Source organism: Neobacillus sp. BF23-41, assembly GCF_041106275.1.
Window position 1 is genome coordinate 199,661 of record NZ_JBGBPR010000008.1, and the last position, 16,993, is coordinate 216,653.

The following is a 16,993-nucleotide window of genomic DNA, read 5'->3' on the forward strand; positions in this document are numbered from 1 at the left end:
ATTGAAATTCTAGCTAAGGGGAAATGAATATGATTCTCGTCGTTGGCGGAGCAGGTTACATTGGTAGCCATCTTGTAAAGGAATTAGTAGAAAAAGAAGAGGTTCTCGTTCTCGATAACTTATCGACTGGTCACCGCGCAGCAGTTGATAGCCGGGCCGTTTTTGTCGAAGGTGATCTTGGCAATGAAGAAGATTTACAAATGATCTTCAAAAGTTATCCCATCAAGGCGGTTATGCACTTTGCTGCCTTTAGTTTGGTAGGGGAGTCTGTTGTGGATCCTTTGAAATATTATCAGAATAACGTGGCGTCCACACTTACCTTGTTAAAAGTGATGATGAAAAACAACGTAAAAAACTTTATTTTCTCTTCCACTGCAGCTACCTATGGAATTCCTGATGTGGAGTTGATTGATGAAACAACTCCAACCAGACCGATTAATCCGTATGGACATTCCAAACTGATGATCGAACAAATCCTGTCTGATTTCTCAAAATCCTATGGATTGAACTATGTGGTCTTACGTTACTTTAATGCAGCAGGAGCCCACGAATCAGCAGTAATTGGCGAGAGTCATGACCCAGAAACACATTTGATTCCGATTGTCCTTCAACAACTGTTAGGCCAGCGGGAAAAAGTATCTGTCTTCGGATCCGATTATGATACAGCTGATGGTACTTGTATTCGCGATTATATCCACGTGACTGATTTAGCCAGTGCCCATATCCTCGCACTTGAGGCGTTATTAACTGGGAAGAAATCGGCTGAGGTTTATAATCTTGGCAACGGTCTTGGCTACTCTGTTAAGGAAGTCATTGAAACATGTGAAAAAGTTACCGGTGTGGAGGCAAACGTAGAAATGGCTGACCGCCGTGCCGGAGATCCTGCGATGCTTGTCGCTTCCTCTCAAAAAATTCTTAGCGAACTAGGATGGAAGGCTGAACGGAATCTGGAACGAATTATTGCAGATGCGTGGAATTGGCATCAGAAACAAACATATTAATTGGCAGCTCTGTCTACAAAAGTAGGCAGGGCTTTTTTATATTAGCTTCCTGGCGGAGCGGCGAATGTTATAGATTAAAATGAAGTGAGAATTTAATGTTCTTGAAGTATTTTTTTATCTTGATTTTTGGCCTAATTTGTAGTTTGATGGTTATTATTTACTAGGTTAAGATAAGGATATAAATTTCGTTAAGGGGTTCTTTTTTATGAAGAAAACGTTGAAGGATATTACATATATTTTGCTAGGATCACTTATTTTTGCGGTAGGTGTCAATTATTTTACAATCCCGAATCATCTATCAGAGGGTGGAATTCTAGGGATTACGATTATTGCTCATTACTTATTTGATTGGTCGCCAGGTGTCGTAAATTTTGTATTGAATGCAGTGCTGCTCGTGGTCGGTTATAAATTTTTTGAAAAAAGAACGTTTGTCTATACGCTGATTTCGATTGCAGCGTGCTCGCTATGTTTATTTTTAACCGAGGATATTGGACATCAATTAACTGAGGATACGTTCTTAGCCTCAATCTTTGCGGGTTTGCTTGTCGGAGCTGGGTTGGGATTGATTTTCCGGACGGGAGGAACCTCGGGAGGATCGACAATATTAGCGAGATTGGCGAACCAATTGCTAGGTTGGAGCATTGGGAAAGGCATGCTAATTATTGATATTTTAGTAGTGGTTGGTTCGATTTTCGTCATTGGTTTGGAAAAAGCGATGTATACGCTGTTGATTGTGTTCATCGGAGCGAAGGCGATCGATTTCATTGTCGAAGGACTCGATGAAAAGGTAGCAGTGATGATTATTTCCAATTCTCCTGAACAGGTTTTGGCCAACATCACCAGTCGGATGTCGCGTGGATTAACCGTTTTAGACGGACGAGGGGGCTATAGCGGTCAGAACAGAGAAGTCCTTTATATCGTCATCAATAAGCAGGAAATCGTCCAACTGAAAAATATTATTAAGGAAGTAGATGAAAACGCCTATGTCACCGTCCATAATGTCCATGAGATGATCGGGCATGGCTATAAGGCTAGTAAGACGAGTGCCTGACACCCATTGTAGGTGTCAGGCACTATTTATATTTTTTCCACACTTACCCGTCCGGAAAAGAAGGTGGCACCGCCGCCCATATCGGCGATTCGGTCCGGGGTAAGGGAGTTTACTAACTGTTTTGTTGCTGTTTGGTTTGTTGAGTCAGCTGAATCTGCCCACAGCCCTTGTGTAACGACGACTCCAGGAAGAACATGATCTCCGACAGCCGCTTTTAGCTGGCATTCTCCTCGATCGTTCCAGACACGGACCGTATCTCCATCTACAATCCCCGCCGTGAAAGCATCCTGATGATTCATATACACCTTTGGTTCTTTTTCCAAGCTGATGTGCTTTGGATTGTTGGAAAAGGTAGAGTTTAAGAAATTATGATTCGGGCCAGGAACAAACTGATACGGATGATCCCCGTCGTTTACTAATGGTACGTAAGTTGGCAATGCGGGATAGCCATCCTCTTGCATCTTCTGTGAAAATAATTCAATTTTTCCACTAGGGGTTGACAGGTTCCCAGGAAAAATTGCTTTCACCTTCGCTTTCATGAATTGCAGCTCAACTAAAGCTTCGTAACTAATTCCTTCCAAATAAGGATTGCGTCGATTATCAAGGGCCTGGGAAATCATTTCTGCCTCTGTCTCTTGGAAAAGCGGTTCATCAAAGCCCATTTCCTTTGCGAGTAGCCTGAACACATCAACATTGGATTTTGACTCAGCAAATGGTGCAATAACGGGCTGCTGCAGTTGAATATAATGATGCCAATACGATGTGTAGATGTCCGTGTTTTCAAAGGAGGATGTCGCTGGTAAAACGATATCCGCGTATTTGGCAGTCTCTGTTAAAAATAAATCATGGACCACGGTAAATAAATCTTCCCGCGCTAACCCATTTCGGACTTTAATAGACTCAGGTGCGACCACGGCAGGATTCGAACCGTACACATAAAGTGATTTCATAGGAGGGTCTAGTGAAAGTAATGCCTCACCAAGTAAGTTCATGTTAATCACGCGGGTATGTTTATTTTTTAATAAATCCGGTCGTTGCAAGTGAGCCGTATTCGGAGCAAGATAGGCTGAATTTCCTTTGATCGCGCCGCCGCCTTTGACAAGCCACTGTCCAGTGAGGGCAGGAAGGCATGCGACCGTCCGGACGAACATCCCGCCATTGTCGTGATGCTGTGGTCCATTGCCAATACGAATAAAGGATGGTGACGTTTCGCCATATATCCGTGCCAGCTTATAAATATCTTCTACTGGTACACCCGTGATAGTAGAAACCGTGATCGGGTCGTACTGGGCAACATGTTCGCGCAGCTCTTCGGATCCGACGGTATATTTTTGTAAAAAGTCTTGGCTGACCAGGCCTTCAGCAAATATGATGTGCATCATCCCTAAAGCGAGAGCACTGTCGGTTCCAGGCAATATCGGAATAAACCAATCTGCTAATCTACCAGTTTGATTTTTGTGAACATCGATAACGATGATTTTGGCGCCATTTTGTTTGCGGGCTTTTTGAGCTAACGCGACTTGATGCATGTTAGTGCTCGCTGCATTAATACCCCAAAAAAGGAATAGTTTGGAATGGATCGTATCCTCTGGGTCGATGCCGATACTGCCGCCCATCGTATATTTATAGCCTACCGAACCAGCCGCCGAACAGATGGTTTGATCTAACCGCGATGCACCGAGGCGATGGAAGAATCGGCGGTCCATTCCCTCGGCACTAAGCCTGCCCATGTTTCCGTAAAAACTGTAAGGAAGAATGCTTTCCGGTCCATCGGATTCGATCAACTCTTTCCAACTGGAAGTAATCGTCTGGATGGCTTCCTCCCAGCTGATTTGTTCAAATTTACCCTCGCCTTTCGCGCCTATGCGTTTCAACGGGAATTTTAGGCGGTTTTCATCATAAATCCGTTCCGTCATATTCCGAACTTTGTTACAGATATGACCTTTGGTGACCGGGTGCTCGGGATCGCCTTCCACTTTGATAATCTTCCCGTCTTCCTTATGTAAAAGTAATCCGCACTGATCCGGGCAATCCAGCGAACAAACCGCATGAAAAACACCAGCTCGTTCATCAATAAAAGAAGCCATAGCTTAGTCAATCTCCTTTCATGTTTAACTTGAATTTTTAAGATTGGTACTATCATAACATCAAATTCTTTGTTATGAACACATCTGGCGAGCTATTTTTATAGGTAATCAAGTCTTATAAACAATGTATCGATTTTGAATAAATGGATAAAAAAAGACGGTCACGTAGAAGTTTCATGTGACCGCCTTTTTGGATATACGAGAACCCGAGAGGACAATTTATTATTGCCCAAGCTCTTTGATTTGATTAAGGATATTGGTTATATCTTGTACGCTTTGAAATAATTCTGTATTTTCAAGGACAGAAGGATCGAGTAAGCCATTCTTCATATGTTTTAGATACACGTCAATTCCGGCTGCAAGTTTGTTGTTTTGATCGACAATTTGCTGGTGTAAATCAACAGCTACGTTTGGGGCTTGAAGTTTATTGAATGCATTTATTTCTTGTTTCATATCTTGGAGCATGTTTTGGAAATCTGCTGCACTTTGCTTATCTCCAACGGCAAGTTGAGCAACAGAGGGTGCTTCATTTGCAAATGCCGTCGCCTTGTCTAAGTAATCCTTTGCATCATTTACATACGTAAGCGTATCTTTCGCATCATTTAGCAGTGAACAACCGCTTAGGAGCAATGCTATAAACGCGGATAAAACCAATAACTTCTTTTTCATGTAAGAACCTCCGTTTTAAAATTTTTAAGGGAGCTTTTGGCCGTTTAACTATCATTAAAATAGGGTTGAAAATTTGTTTCGTTTCTAAGGCATAAGCAGTTTCGTAAGCTAATATCAATAAAAATAGCAGGATCTTCGTTTAGAAGTTCCGCTTATTTTTGAAGAGAGCACTTTTACCATTCTTTCTAAAAATGAACCATACTAAACGGTGTCAGGCACCACAGCTGATATTTTCATTTTACTTTCCCAAAGAAGTACTGGATAGTAAGCACCCATCGTCTTCTCGCACGTAGGATATCCATGAGAAAAATCGGGAGGTTCTACAATGTACCCATATACAAATTACTACGATGCCTTATATAGACAAAATAATAAGTTGATAAGAGAACTAGAAAAGGCAATTAATGGTGAGTACAATGCCATAAATTGTTACGAAAAGTTAGCAAATTTGGCATCCAATGAGAAGGAGAAAAGTCGAATCCTTGAAATTCGTCAAGATGAATCAAAGCATTATCAACAATTTGAACAGATCTATACAAGGCTGACTGGCCGAAAGCCACAACCGAAAATCAGCGAAGAATGTCCGAGGGTTTATTTAAATGGATTGGAATTTGCGTTACAAGATGAGCAAACAACGGTGGATTTTTACATGGAAGTAGCTGATGGAACTTCGGACCCAACTATAAAAGAGGCATTTCGAAGAGCGGCAGCAGATGAGCAAAATCATGCCGTATGGTTTTTGTATTATTTTACTAAAAATAAATAACCTCTTGCTTCATGCCTTTGGTTGGATTTGATTGCTATTTCCATGCAAATAGTAGTTTAGCCTTCAAAAAATGACACCCTTGTCTCTAAGGCAAGGGTGTCTTTTCAATGATGCATTCTGTGAGGATTAATCTCCACCGCCGCCGCCGTCTCCACCTGAATCTCCTCCACCACCCGAATCCCCTCCGGAATCCCCGTCACCGTCGGAACCGCGGTCGTCATCCGTGCTGTCTGAATTACTTTCATAATAATGTACATGATCATTGCTATAGGAACTTTTCCTTCCATTTCCTAAACTAGGAAAGATAAAAAAAGCCGCGATTATTGCTAAGGTTCCAAAGAACTCCTGCACTCCAAAAATAAGGTAAATCCCATACACAAGAAGCAATGCACCCACCAGCCATTGAATTACCCTCACCGCGAGACATCCCCCCATATAGAAAATAAGAATAATAAATCCATACAAAATAAATATTACAAACTAAGACTTTTTATACATCTTTTTAGAGAATGGTGTCAGGCACCGATCGTGGACATTCGTCCTTCCTGGATAGACAGTCATTGATACCCAGAATTATATAAATGAGGTGAATTTTGGTGAATTGTGCAGGATTTTTGGAGAGGGTGTCGAAAGGTTTTAGTGGTTACTATTTGCTGTTCCTGTTTTATGGGGAATGCTCGCTTCGGATGACCTCATTTTCTACCTCGATTCCCCACCTGTATTCTATCAATTTACTAAATAAGGAGTGATTGCAATGGTTCGCAGTGTCCGGCCTTGGTTTGAAGGCGCAAAGTATCATGTTACCACTAGAGGAATTAGGAAAAGTTCGCTATTTTTCGAAGATGAAGATTTTGAGAAGTACCTAGCTATAGTTCAAGAAACAAGAGAAAGTTACCCATTCATCCTTCACACCTACTGCTTGATGACAAATCATACCCACCTACAGCTCGAAACGATAAAAACCCCTTTGAGTATTATCATGAAAAATCTCAACACCAAATTTGCAAAGTATTTTAATAGAAAGTACGATTTCTCCGGTCATGTATTCGATAAGCGCTATGGTGCCGAGCTCCTCAATTCTTCCGAATATGAGATAGACGTGAGTAAATATATTCACTTAAATCCCTACTCAGCAGGAATGGTGGCAAAACCTGAGGATTACCCTTGGAGCAGCTGCCGAGCCTATGTCTTTGGAGAAAGTATCCCTCTGATTGCCCCGAAAACACTACTTTCATATTTTCCCAACCCACCAATACAACACTATGAAAATTATTTAAAGGCATTACCAACCGACAAGTTCTTTTGGGAAGATGGAAAAATTCACATGATTAAGAGGGAGGAAGAGACATGTGGGCTAAAGTAACGAGTATCGGCTTAAAAGGGATGGAAGGATACCGGGTGCATGTCGAGGTTGGCTCTTATGTAGGGAACGATTCGTTTAAAATTGTTGGATTGCCAGATGCGGCTGTAAAAGAATCAAAGGAGCGAATCATTGCTGCGCTTCGAGCCTTAGGTTATCACCTGTCAGGTCAGAAAATCATTATTAATCTATCACCAGCGGATCAAAAAAAGTACGGTTCTATGTTTGATTTTCAGATGGCGATTGCTGTACTGCAAAGTTTGCATGAACTGGAGGTAATCGTCCCCGAGGATACTGGTTTTCTGGGATCATTATCGTTGGATGGATCGATTCAGCCTGTCGAAGGAATGCTGCCTGCTGTACTTGCGGCAAAGAGACTGGGGATTCAAAAGCTTTATATGCCTTTTGATGAGGGTTTGCCGGTATTAGACCTTAAGCCATTGGAAATCATCTATGTTTCTAGTTTACAGGGTGCGATTGGACATCTTTCTGGTCAATGGATTCCTCCTTTTAATAAAAAGCAGGATGATGAGCGGTTCACCAACACTGTTTATTTGGATATGCAGCAGATTATTGGTCATACAGGAGCGAAACATGCTTTATAGGTAGCTGCGGCTGGAGAACGCCATGTCTTACTGACGGGACCACCAGGTTGTGGGAAAAGTATGTTAGCTGAAAGTTTCCCGTCCATTTTACCAGCATTAACAAAAGAGTCGCTACTTGAGGTAATCAGCTTGTATCAATTGAGTCAAAATTCCTTTTCTCATTCCAATATGCCTCCCTATCGAAATCCGCACCACTCAGCTTCAGGTGTTTCTATAATCGGGGGCGGACAATACCCAAAGCCAGGAGAAATATCGTTAGCACATCATGGTGTTTTGTTTCTCGATGAAATTGGCGAGTTTTCGAAAAAAACATTAGATATGCTGCGCCAGCCATTAGAAAATGGGTTGATCATGATTAGCCGCACCCATGCGACCATTACATATCCGGCGTCGTTTATTTAGATAGCGGCAATGAATCCATGCCCATGTGGCTATGAAGGGTCAAATTCACATTATTGCACCTGCTCGAAGAAGCAGATACTCGCCTATCAAAATAGGCTTTCAGGTCCGCTCAGGGAACGGTTTGATATTAATCTCTCCTTAGGACCCATTAATTTTAATGCAGCTGCGATTGAAACGGCAGGAGAGTCCTCCAAAATTGTCCGGGGGAGAGTGGAGGAAACAAGGAACAGGCAATATGATCGTTATGGAATGGAGGTTTGCAATAGCAGAATCCCTTACGAAATGCTATTAAGGGCAAGCCCATTGACAGACACACAGCAATCTACATTGCAACGACTCGCTATAAAGAAGAGTTGGAGCAACCGCACACAAATCAAAATCATCCGTCTCGCCCGCACCATCTCTGACCTACAAGCAAGCCCTGCCATAACAGATCAAAGTATTTGGGAAGCTGTTCAGTTAAATGAAGTGTGAACAGAGGTCAGTTAGTGACATCAGTTGAATTCATCAGTGGGTGTCAGGCACCATCCGTGGACAAAATCGCTAAAATGTCCGTGTGGGGTGGACTGTGGACATCTGATGTTATTTTTTCAGTCTTACCTTGATATTGTCCCAATGGGCCAGGAATATGAATACTAAGATACACAATACAATTGCACAACTTATCCAATCATGGTCGATGATTATTAGAAAAGGAGGAATGAACAGGAATGCACCTAATCCTGAAAAAGTGAAGCTCTTTGTAAAAGGATAGAGTACTAGAAATGCTAAGATAATAACGGAAACAAGCAGCGGTTCAAACATAATTATTCCGCCAATAAAAGTTGAGATCCCTTTTCCTCCCTTAAAGTTCAGGGTAATTGGTTTCAGATGGCCTAAAATGGCCATGCCTAAACCAACAAGTTGAACGGGGTCAGAAAATCCAAAATAGCGAGCCAGCAGAATGACGAGGCCACCTTTTAGAGCATCCCCTAGAAATATCAATACAAAGGCCGTTTTTCCATGAAGGCGTCCTGCGTTCCTCGCCCCTACATTTCCACTCCCATGAAGGCGAATATCCTTACGGTAGAGAGCTTTCATAACCAGAAATCCAAACATGATACTCCCAATCAAATAGGATAAGACTAGAAAAAAGTAAATCATTTGGCTTCACCTCCTAATAGAATAGATGGTTGTCAGGCACCATGTGAAAAATTCACATGGTGCCTGATACCCATCAGCATACCCTTATATAAATAATAACAGGCTTAGGACCATAACGGCCATACCGCCAATTAACCCGTAAATGGATAAATGTGCTTCATCATACCTCATGGCTGCAGGCAATTATTCGTCCAGATAGTTCATCACATCTGCTCTCCCTTAAGGAAATGGATTCTTATTTAAAGAAATGGGACGTAGTGTCAACTACATCCCATTTTTCTATAGGTTTTATCGAGGTATATTGGTGTCAGGCACCACATTATTCCTCGTCTTTTTTCTGCTTTTTCTGAGCCTCTTGAAGGGCGAGTAGAATATCTTGAACGTCGATTTTTCCATCGTTATTTAAGTCTGTTAGGGTATTTTCAGGTGTAGTTGGCTGTGGGGCTACAGGCGTTGGGTTTGGAGCTGCCGGTGCCGCAGCAACTGCTTGCTGTTTCGGTCTAAAGGCAAACGTGAACAACAGAAGAATAATAATGAGCAATCCGGCAACACCATCAACGATGTAGAAGATAGTCGCATAATCGGACCAGAGCGTCTTGCTGCTGCCCATCTTTTTCTCGGAGTTCGCGATATATTGTTTAATTTCGGAATGATTCGGATAAATCCGTTGGACTGCCTCAAATTTTTCTAACGCATGCTTATAGTAGCCGCCCCAGTATAGGTTAAGTCCTTCTTGATAAAGCTTATCCGTATCACTCTTCGCATTTTTTGCGCCCGCTTGGTTGACAAATTCTTTAACGGTATTAACAGGAACGGCAAAATTAAAGCCTTGAACTTCTTGGCCGTTGACTGTGTCGCCCCTAAAGGTGAGCAAGCCAATAATTTCCCCTTTTGCGTTGATGACCGGTCCACCGCTATTCCCATGAGTGGCAGCAGCATTAATTTGAATGACCGGGCTTCCTTGTTCGGTTTTCTTGGAAGTTGCAGAAATTTGGCCTGCATTCATGGAAGAAACTAACGACGAATCTGGCGATAATAAATCAGAATCGGCCGCAGCAGGATAGCCGCTGACCCAAATATTATCTTGGTTCTGGATATTATCAGAATCTCCAAGCGGTAGAGTCGGCAGGTTTTTCCCTTCAATTTTTAGAACGGCGACATCTTTTCCTTCATTAATAGGAGCACCATAGCTTTTAACCTCGCCATCAAGTACATCCCCACTTGGTAAAATTACTTTTAGAACCTTTTCGATTCCACTGTATTGTGTATACTGGACCATATACTTGTAGGCTGTTTCATAATCTACCTTAAAATAGTCCGCGATGATCGTTACCAGTTGTTCAAACGCAGCATTGGCAATATCCTCGTCTTCCTGTTGAGTCGCTTCAACGACGTGAGCATTGGTAACGATATAGCCGTTAGAGCTAATAATCGCCCCTGAACCTGAGCCGCCCACTACGGATTGATTTTTTAGCTGTTCCAATATGGCGATGACTTCAGGATCATTGGGATTATTAAATTGCCACTGGACAACAGCATAATCAATGATTCGAACGACTGCCGGCTTGGAGTATTCAGCGAGCTTTTGGGCTTGAGCGATTTTCCCAGCGGCTGGTTTGAGATTGATGAGGAAAATGGAAGCCACCATTACTGCGATGAGTAGCAAGGTGATAGGGATGGTAAAAAGGGCCCTTTTTTTCAAAATATAATTCACTCCTAGGTTGGATATTTTAAAAATTTACTCTGCAATATATTCGCCCTTATGAAAAAAGTAATATTGTACATAAAATTTTTAGATAATTACAAGGTGTCATTGATAGTTGAGGAATTTTAATGACAGAACAGGGAGGATTGTTTTTTCATAAATGTATAATCTTTGGTATCATGTTTAGTGAATGTAAATGATATTGGACTGAAGATATAGTTGGAGGCCTCTATGGACAATCAATTGAAGGTAATGACTGTGTTTGGAACGAGACCGGAAGCAATTAAAATGGCTCCCTTGGTAAAAGAATTAGAGAAATATCCTGATAGAATTAAACCGATTGTGACGGTGACAGCGCAGCACCGCGAGATGCTTGACCAAGTGTTGCATATTTTTGAAATTACACCTGATTATGACTTAAATATAATGAAGGAACGGCAATCTCTTCTGGATGTTACGACGCGTAGCTTAGAGGGGCTCAATCAAGTTCTTGCCGACGTCAAGCCAGATATTGTGCTGGTCCATGGTGATACGACAACAACATTTGTGGCAAGCTTGGCTGCGTTCTATCACTCGATTCCGATTGGTCATGTGGAGGCCGGACTCCGGACTCATAATAAATATTCCCCGTACCCAGAGGAAATGAACCGCCAGTTGACAGGTGTTTTGGCCGATCTCCATTTCTCACCAACGGTCCAATCGAAGCAAAACCTTTTGGTGGAAAATAAGAGAGAAAAGGCTATTTATATCACTGGAAATACGGCCATCGATGCGCTAAAAACAACGGTGAGAGCGAATTATTCTCATCCAGTTTTAGACAAACTCGGGGATGACCGGTTAATTCTCATGACAGCCCATCGCAGGGAAAACACGGGAGAGCCAATGGAAAATATGTTCCGTGCGATTTGCCGTGTGGTCGAAAAGCATGCCGATGTTCAGGTGGTTTATCCAGTCCATATGAATCCAGTGGTTCGTGAAATTGCCAATCGAGTACTGGGAGAAAACGAGAGAATTCATCTGATTGAGCCTTTAGATGTGATCGATTTCCATAACTTTGCCGCAAGGGCCTATCTGATTTTGACCGATTCAGGCGGTGTACAGGAAGAGGCACCATCTTTGGGTGTACCGGTGCTAGTTTTACGTGATACCACCGAGCGCCCAGAAGGAATTGAAGCGGGTACATTAAAACTGGCTGGAACCAATGAGAAAACCATCTTTCAACTTGCAGATGAGCTGTTGTCAGACCAAGCCGCACATGACCAAATGGCGCACGCCTCCAATCCTTACGGAGATGGGTTCGCCTCTGAACGAATCGTCAAAGCCATCCTTCACCACTTTGAAAATGGAGAACGCCCAACGGATTTTGGCGAATAGAGTGGGGGAAAGATGTGGTGTCAAAAGATGTGGTGTCAAAAGATGTGGTGTCAGGCACCAGCCGTGGACACTTTTAGGGTTTTGTACGTGTAGGGTGGACGGTTAAGTTGATAATAGAACCTCTTGTCTATTTGAGCAGACAAGAGGAATCTGGTTTAAGTGATGATTTTTTAGGGGGATGTGGATAGATGAAGTTAAATAAGATCCATCATATTGCGGTGATTTGCTCGGATTATGAAAAATCTAAGGATTTTTATGTTCGAATCCTTGGGTTGAAGCCTATTAATGAAGTTTACCGAGAGGAAAGAGATTCCTATAAGTTGGATTTGGAAGTGAATGGTCAATATCAGATTGAGTTGTTTTCCTTTCCGGAACCAGCTGTCCGGCCAAGCTATCCTGAAGCAGCTGGTTTGAGACATCTAGCCTTTGAAGTAGATGATATCGAAGATGCGGTCCAATATTTGACAAGGTTTCAAGTGAATGTGGAGGCCGTGCGTGTGGACCCCGTAACAAACAAGAAATTCACCTTCTTCGCGGACCCGGATGGGCTGCCGCTAGAACTATATGAACGATAATATCTTTTTAAAAAGCGGGTTGCCTCTATGGTTATCCTGCTTTTTTAATCTTTAATCTTATATCAACTTTCTAATTCATAATTCTGGGAGTCGGTGGCTTTGTAGCTAGGTATACTAAAAACAAAACTATAGCGGGGATCTTAGGTATTCTACTCGGTGGTATTGGGGCCCATAAGTTTTACCTCGGCCGACCGGGTATGGGGATTCTTTATTTGTTATTCTGCTGGACTTATGTTCCTACAATTATAGGATTTATAGAAGGTATCCTATACCTTGTTGGAAATCAAGAGGATTTTGCTAGAAAGCATGATAAAGGCTATCAAGTTCCTATTAATTACTAAATCATTCCCTTCACATTCAGTTTCTATCCCCATGTGATTACATGGGGACTAATCTAGTAATGTATGGATTGGAACTCAAATAATAATAAAGGGAAGCTCATTGGGGCTTTCCTTTATTAGTTAATTTATGAGTATTTTAATCCTTGAGGTGAATTGAATTTAGTATGTGCCAAACTTGGATTTACACTTGGGATCCCATATTCGTTAGGAGACCATGACCCATAGCCACTATTAAAACCAGGGTTTGGTTGGAACTGTCCGTACGTGTTCATATTAGGTCCTGATCCTGGGTAACCTGGCGTGCCAACACCAAGAAAGCCTAATCCTCCACCGACTCCTGTGCCATAAGGATTGTATCCCTGACCTGGTCCAACGCTGCCGTATCCTCCGAACCCACCGTATCCAGGGAAGCCGCCATAACCGCCACCATACCCATATCCTCCTGGATTAGGTCCATTTCCTAGCGCGGCTCCTCCTAAATAACCTAAGCCAAGCCCAAGCAAGCTAGATCCCAATGATCCAAGATTAAAACCTGAATGCCCACCGTGCTGTAGTTTTCCGCCACCATGATACTGTTGTCCACCACCATGGTGATGCTGTCCGCCATGATATTGTCTACTATAAATTAGCTGGTTCAATCCACTTTGATAATCTATAGGCATATTATAAGGATTATTCATAATATTCTCCTCTCTCCTCACTATCCTATCTATCCTATGCAACATATTAATATACTCTTAGGCAGAAGCCTAGATAATTGGGATTCCTCATAAAAGCATCGCACTTGACAAGAATGGAAACCCAGAACACAGTGTCCACTGTGCGTGGACAAATGGTGAATGTGTCCACGAGCGGTGCCTGACACCATAATGACACCATAAATGACACCATAAAAGAACCAATAAATATGACACAATCTAAAAATACGTCTCAAGACCTAGATTTCTTTCCGTTTGAGGTCTATGGCAGGCAGGAGTTTTTTCGTGTATTGTTGAAGTAGTAAATGGAAATAATTTTCTTTTTGGTTTATATTTTGAGGAAATTGAAACATTCCATTGCATTCATTCGTAGGAATATAAAGATGTCTTAACTCAGGAGTCGATTTATTATGAACCCGATTTTGTCGTTTCTTCTTCGCTCATTTGTAGCCGTCCCATTAACAGTGGTAACCTGGCTGGTCTGCTTTTTTCCTTTGGGTCAAGCATTTTGGCCGTCAACGGGCATTGCCATTACCGGGGGGATTCTTACCCACTTAGTCCTTTCCATCGTTATGAATAGAAGCTTTTTAAAAAAGCATCAGATATCAAGAAAAGAATATCGATACATTCGGAAAAACCTAATGGAAGCCAAACAGAAAATCAATCGCTTAAATAAAAACCTTTTTACCATTCGTGATATTTCGTCCGTAAAACAAAGACTTGACCTCCTTAGAATTACAAAAAAAATACACAAGATGACAACCAAAGAGCCGAAGCGATTTTACCAGGCTGAGCAGTTTTATTTTTCACATTTAGATTCCATCGTTGAACTTACCGAAAAATATAGCTTCTTATCCTCCCAGCCGAAAAAGAACATGGAAATGGGCCAATCTCTTATTGAAACACGTCATACATTAAATGAACTAACCAAGGTATTGGAAGAGGATTTATATAAAGTGATTTCCGATGATATCGATCACTTGAATTTTGAAATTGACGTCGCAAAGCATACCCTTAATAAGCAAAAGGACGCTAAATTCCCGGAAGAAAATAGGTGGTTAAAATGAACGAAAACAACCCAATCCAACCCAATAAATCTGGTAACTTATTAGATGATATCCTTGCAGACCCGTTTGGGGATAAACTAGAACTTTCAAAAAATCCGGTCCAGCACACTAGTGAGGCTAGGCCTGTTAAATTAATTGATGTGATACCAGAAGAACATCGCGCAAAGGCGTATCAGATTGCTGAACAAATCGATCCAACAAACCATCAGTCGATGATTCAATATGGTACCCAAGCCCAAGGTAAGCTATTATCTTTCTCGCATACGATGCTAGAGCATGTGCAGAAACAAGATGTGGGTGAAATCGGGCAAATCATCAGTGATTTAATGAAGAGACTTGATGAAGTGAATCCGGATGATTTGAAGGATGGGAAACCATCCTTATTTGCTCGTATGTTTGGAAAAATTTCAGGTTCGATTCAAGAAGTGCTCTCAAAATATCAAAAAACAGGCGCCCAAATTGACCGAATCAGTGTGAAACTCGATCGCAGCAAAAATGTCCTGATGTCGGATATTAAATTGCTTGAACAGTTGTATGAGACGAATAAGGAATACTTCCATGCCCTTAATGTCTATATTGCCGCAGGGGAGATCAAGCTTGAAGAAATGCAGGAAAAGACAATTCCACAGCTGAAAAAAGCAGCCGAAGTAACCAATGACCAAATGAAATTTCAAGAAGTTAACGATATGATCCAATTTGCGGATCGCTTAGATAAGCGTCTCCATGATTTAAAATTAAGCCGGGAAATTACCATTCAAAGTGCTCCGCAGATTCGCTTGATTCAAAACACGAACCAAGCCCTAGTGGAAAAAATTCAATCATCGATTATGACGGCGATTCCGTTATGGAAAAATCAGGTGGCGATTGCGTTGACGTTAATACGCCAGCGTCATGCTGTCGAGGCTCAGAAACAGGTTTCGAAAACAACCAATGAACTCCTTTTGAAAAATGCAGAAATGCTAAAAACCAATACAATCGAGACGGCGAAAGAAAATGAGCGCGGCATCGTAGATATTGAAACCTTAAAGAAAACTCAGGAAAGCCTAATCACGACACTTGAAGAAACCATGCGAATCCAAGAGGAAGGCCGCCATAAGCGCCGCCAAGCCGAACAGGAACTAGCTTCGATGGAAAACGACCTTCGACTGAAATTATTAGAAATAAAAGGGAAATAAATACAAAAGGCCTTCACTGCAACTCCGGTTGTAGTGAGGGCCTTTTTGACTCTTACACATGCGCGAACCATTTCGGTGTCAGGCACCAGAAAATCGAGGCACCGAAAACCAGCTAAACGGGCGCTCCCGCTTTTTACGGTGCCTGACACCACATTAAAAGCACCACATCAATTAATTATTCACAACTGTGGCATTATAGTATTCTTCCAGAGTGATGCCGCGGCTCATGATTTCTTTGGCGATTACCTTGCCGACATAGCGCAGGTGCCAGGGTTCGTATTGGTAGCCGGTGATCGAGTCTTTACCTTTCGGGTAGCGGATGATGAAGCCGTACTCCGCTACATGATCTTGGAGCCAGCTTGCCTCCTTTGTTCCTTCAAAGCAGTCCTCGGCCGCACATGTTCCATCTCCGCCGGTCACATCAATAGCCAGGCCAGTTTCATGCTCGCTCGTTCCGGGAACTGCGCTATAAGTTCGGGCTGCTTCGTATCCATCTTTTTCAACATAGTAATTAAATAAAGCTGTTTGGGAAGCATAGGACCTGTAGGCAGAAACACCTAACAGATGCACATCCTGCTGTTTTGCTCCTGCGAATAATTTTTCGATCGCCGCACCTGCCTCGGCCCTCATTTGCCGCTTTTCTGCTTTCTGTGCGAACGTAAATGGGATGTCAGGGTAAATTAAATCACTTGGCTGATAATTATCGGGCAGTTTATTGTCCTTATTAACAAGAACAGGGATCACCTTTGGGGAGGAACCAACTTGGACGTTAGCATCCTGTTGCTGACCTCCTGCATCAGTTGAGGAATTGTTATCCAATTTTCCATCGTTTTGCATAAAATGAAATTTTCCAGTGCAGCCGGTCAAAGAGATTGCAAACACCATAAGAGTCAAAAAGACGAAACGTATTTTTAACATAGTTAACTTCCTTTTTTTTAAAATTCACTTCAGTAAACATCATGGACAGGATTAGA

The 16,993-nt window shown here is 42.1% G+C and carries 18 protein-coding genes and 2 pseudogenes; 12 read left to right on the forward strand and 8 right to left on the reverse strand.

Annotation, left to right across the window (positions count from 1 at the left end; all coding sequences use genetic code 11):
* Positions 1 to 29 precede the first annotated feature (29 nt).
* On the forward strand, positions 30 to 1,001 hold the full coding sequence (gene galE / locus AB7942_RS14660; protein WP_214717261.1) for a UDP-glucose 4-epimerase GalE: 972 nt from the start codon (positions 30 to 32) through the stop codon (positions 999 to 1,001).
* A 205-nt stretch (positions 1,002 to 1,206) separates the two neighbouring features.
* Complete coding sequence (locus tag AB7942_RS14665) at positions 1,207 to 2,052, forward strand: YitT family protein (RefSeq protein WP_369447415.1); 846 nt, start codon at positions 1,207 to 1,209, stop codon at positions 2,050 to 2,052.
* A 26-nt stretch (positions 2,053 to 2,078) separates the two neighbouring features.
* On the opposite strand, the gene AB7942_RS14670 is transcribed toward AB7942_RS14665, so the two are convergent.
* Both AB7942_RS14670 and AB7942_RS14675 read right to left on the reverse strand, forming a co-directional pair.
* Positions 2,079 to 4,139, reverse strand: a complete 2,061-nt coding sequence (locus tag AB7942_RS14670) for a molybdopterin oxidoreductase family protein (protein WP_369447416.1) — start codon at positions 4,137 to 4,139, stop codon at positions 2,079 to 2,081.
* Between the two features lie 222 nt (positions 4,140 to 4,361).
* A complete protein-coding gene (locus AB7942_RS14675) occupies positions 4,362 to 4,808 on the reverse strand; it encodes a DUF6376 family protein (protein ID WP_088089691.1) in 447 nt (148 codons plus the stop codon).
* A gap of 325 nt (positions 4,809 to 5,133) precedes the next feature.
* On the opposite strand from AB7942_RS14675, the gene AB7942_RS14680 reads away from it, so the two are divergent.
* Positions 5,134 to 5,574 (forward strand): ferritin family protein, encoded by a 441-nt coding sequence (locus AB7942_RS14680; protein WP_369447417.1) that lies wholly within the window; start codon positions 5,134 to 5,136, stop codon positions 5,572 to 5,574.
* Positions 5,575 to 5,700: 126 nt separating this feature from the next.
* On the opposite strand, the gene AB7942_RS14685 is transcribed toward AB7942_RS14680, so the two are convergent.
* Complete coding sequence (locus AB7942_RS14685; protein ID WP_369447418.1) at positions 5,701 to 5,991, reverse strand: hypothetical protein; 291 nt, start codon at positions 5,989 to 5,991, stop codon at positions 5,701 to 5,703.
* Between the two features lie 337 nt (positions 5,992 to 6,328).
* Here AB7942_RS14685 and AB7942_RS14690 point away from each other — a divergent pair, with 337 nt between their 5' ends.
* From AB7942_RS14690 to AB7942_RS14705, 4 genes and pseudogenes are all read left to right on the forward strand, one after another.
* Positions 6,329 to 6,937, forward strand: coding sequence for a transposase (locus tag AB7942_RS14690; protein ID WP_369447419.1), 609 nt, complete (start codon positions 6,329 to 6,331; stop codon positions 6,935 to 6,937).
* Positions 6,922 to 7,539, forward strand: a complete 618-nt coding sequence (locus AB7942_RS14695; protein WP_369447420.1) for a magnesium chelatase domain-containing protein — start codon at positions 6,922 to 6,924, stop codon at positions 7,537 to 7,539. The genes AB7942_RS14690 and AB7942_RS14695 overlap by 16 nt, the downstream gene beginning before the upstream one ends.
* A 12-nt stretch (positions 7,540 to 7,551) precedes the next feature.
* Positions 7,552 to 8,076, forward strand: a pseudogene (locus AB7942_RS14700) (ATP-binding protein); the annotation flags it as partial.
* A gap of 33 nt (positions 8,077 to 8,109) precedes the next feature.
* Complete coding sequence (locus AB7942_RS14705; RefSeq protein ID WP_369447441.1) at positions 8,110 to 8,415, forward strand: magnesium chelatase subunit ChlI family protein; 306 nt, start codon at positions 8,110 to 8,112, stop codon at positions 8,413 to 8,415.
* Positions 8,416 to 8,523: 108 nt separating this feature from the next.
* On the opposite strand, the gene AB7942_RS14710 is transcribed toward AB7942_RS14705, so the two are convergent.
* The 3 genes and pseudogenes from AB7942_RS14710 to AB7942_RS14720 form a co-directional block, all read right to left on the reverse strand.
* Entirely contained in the window at positions 8,524 to 9,084 is a 561-nt protein-coding gene (locus tag AB7942_RS14710; protein WP_369447421.1) for a glycerol-3-phosphate acyltransferase, read from the reverse strand.
* Positions 9,085 to 9,168: 84 nt separating this feature from the next.
* Positions 9,169 to 9,267, reverse strand: a pseudogene (locus AB7942_RS14715) (zinc transporter ZupT); the annotation flags it as partial.
* Positions 9,268 to 9,403: 136 nt separating this feature from the next.
* Positions 9,404 to 10,786, reverse strand: a complete 1,383-nt coding sequence (locus tag AB7942_RS14720) for a S1C family serine protease (RefSeq protein WP_369447422.1) — start codon at positions 10,784 to 10,786, stop codon at positions 9,404 to 9,406.
* A 234-nt stretch (positions 10,787 to 11,020) separates the two neighbouring features.
* Here AB7942_RS14720 and wecB point away from each other — a divergent pair, with 234 nt between their 5' ends.
* The 3 genes from wecB to AB7942_RS14735 all read left to right on the forward strand — a co-directional run bounded on the left by wecB (position 11,021) and on the right by AB7942_RS14735 (position 13,079).
* Positions 11,021 to 12,163 carry a non-hydrolyzing UDP-N-acetylglucosamine 2-epimerase gene (wecB, locus tag AB7942_RS14725; RefSeq protein WP_369447423.1) on the forward strand — a complete coding sequence of 381 codons (1,143 nt, stop codon included), beginning with the start codon at positions 11,021 to 11,023 and terminating at the stop codon, positions 12,161 to 12,163.
* Positions 12,164 to 12,351: 188 nt separating this feature from the next.
* Positions 12,352 to 12,738 (forward strand): SMU1112c/YaeR family gloxylase I-like metalloprotein, encoded by a 387-nt coding sequence (gene gloA2 / locus AB7942_RS14730; RefSeq protein WP_335437568.1) that lies wholly within the window; start codon positions 12,352 to 12,354, stop codon positions 12,736 to 12,738.
* 83 nt (positions 12,739 to 12,821) lie between these two features.
* Positions 12,822 to 13,079 (forward strand): TM2 domain-containing protein, encoded by a 258-nt coding sequence (locus tag AB7942_RS14735; protein ID WP_369447442.1) that lies wholly within the window; start codon positions 12,822 to 12,824, stop codon positions 13,077 to 13,079.
* A 125-nt stretch (positions 13,080 to 13,204) separates the two neighbouring features.
* On the opposite strand, the gene AB7942_RS14740 is transcribed toward AB7942_RS14735, so the two are convergent.
* Entirely contained in the window at positions 13,205 to 13,759 is a 555-nt protein-coding gene (locus AB7942_RS14740) for a hypothetical protein (protein ID WP_369447424.1), read from the reverse strand.
* A 428-nt stretch (positions 13,760 to 14,187) separates the two neighbouring features.
* On the opposite strand from AB7942_RS14740, the gene AB7942_RS14745 reads away from it, so the two are divergent.
* Positions 14,188 to 14,844 (forward strand): 5-bromo-4-chloroindolyl phosphate hydrolysis family protein, encoded by a 657-nt coding sequence (locus tag AB7942_RS14745; RefSeq protein WP_369447425.1) that lies wholly within the window; start codon positions 14,188 to 14,190, stop codon positions 14,842 to 14,844.
* On the forward strand, positions 14,841 to 16,019 hold the full coding sequence (locus AB7942_RS14750) for a toxic anion resistance protein (protein WP_369447426.1): 1,179 nt from the start codon (positions 14,841 to 14,843) through the stop codon (positions 16,017 to 16,019). The genes AB7942_RS14745 and AB7942_RS14750 overlap by 4 nt, the downstream gene beginning before the upstream one ends.
* A 171-nt stretch (positions 16,020 to 16,190) precedes the next feature.
* Here AB7942_RS14750 and AB7942_RS14755 read toward each other — a convergent pair whose 3' ends face one another.
* Complete coding sequence (locus tag AB7942_RS14755; protein ID WP_369447427.1) at positions 16,191 to 16,937, reverse strand: M15 family metallopeptidase; 747 nt, start codon at positions 16,935 to 16,937, stop codon at positions 16,191 to 16,193.
* Positions 16,938 to 16,993: the final 56 nt, after the last annotated feature.

Bases quoted from the DNA above. Each gene is read 5' to 3' on its own strand.
- galE (WP_214717261.1), top strand. From the start codon at position 30: ATGATTCTCGTCGTTGGCGGAGCAGGTTACATTGGTAGCCATCTTGTA.
- AB7942_RS14665 (WP_369447415.1), top strand. From the start codon at position 1,207: ATGAAGAAAACGTTGAAGGATATTACATATATTTTGCTAGGATCACTT.
- AB7942_RS14670 (WP_369447416.1), bottom strand. From the start codon at position 4,139: ATGGCTTCTTTTATTGATGAACGAGCTGGTGTTTTTCATGCGGTTTGT.
- AB7942_RS14675 (WP_088089691.1), bottom strand. From the start codon at position 4,808: ATGAAAAAGAAGTTATTGGTTTTATCCGCGTTTATAGCATTGCTCCTA.
- AB7942_RS14680 (WP_369447417.1), top strand. From the start codon at position 5,134: ATGTACCCATATACAAATTACTACGATGCCTTATATAGACAAAATAAT.
- AB7942_RS14690 (WP_369447419.1), top strand. From the start codon at position 6,329: ATGGTTCGCAGTGTCCGGCCTTGGTTTGAAGGCGCAAAGTATCATGTT.
- AB7942_RS14695 (WP_369447420.1), top strand. From the start codon at position 6,922: ATGTGGGCTAAAGTAACGAGTATCGGCTTAAAAGGGATGGAAGGATAC.
- AB7942_RS14710 (WP_369447421.1), bottom strand. From the start codon at position 9,084: ATGATTTACTTTTTTCTAGTCTTATCCTATTTGATTGGGAGTATCATG.
- wecB (WP_369447423.1), top strand. From the start codon at position 11,021: ATGGACAATCAATTGAAGGTAATGACTGTGTTTGGAACGAGACCGGAA.
- gloA2 (WP_335437568.1), top strand. From the start codon at position 12,352: ATGAAGTTAAATAAGATCCATCATATTGCGGTGATTTGCTCGGATTAT.
- AB7942_RS14740 (WP_369447424.1), bottom strand. From the start codon at position 13,759: ATGAATAATCCTTATAATATGCCTATAGATTATCAAAGTGGATTGAAC.
- AB7942_RS14745 (WP_369447425.1), top strand. From the start codon at position 14,188: ATGAACCCGATTTTGTCGTTTCTTCTTCGCTCATTTGTAGCCGTCCCA.
- AB7942_RS14750 (WP_369447426.1), top strand. From the start codon at position 14,841: ATGAACGAAAACAACCCAATCCAACCCAATAAATCTGGTAACTTATTA.
- AB7942_RS14755 (WP_369447427.1), bottom strand. From the start codon at position 16,937: ATGTTAAAAATACGTTTCGTCTTTTTGACTCTTATGGTGTTTGCAATC.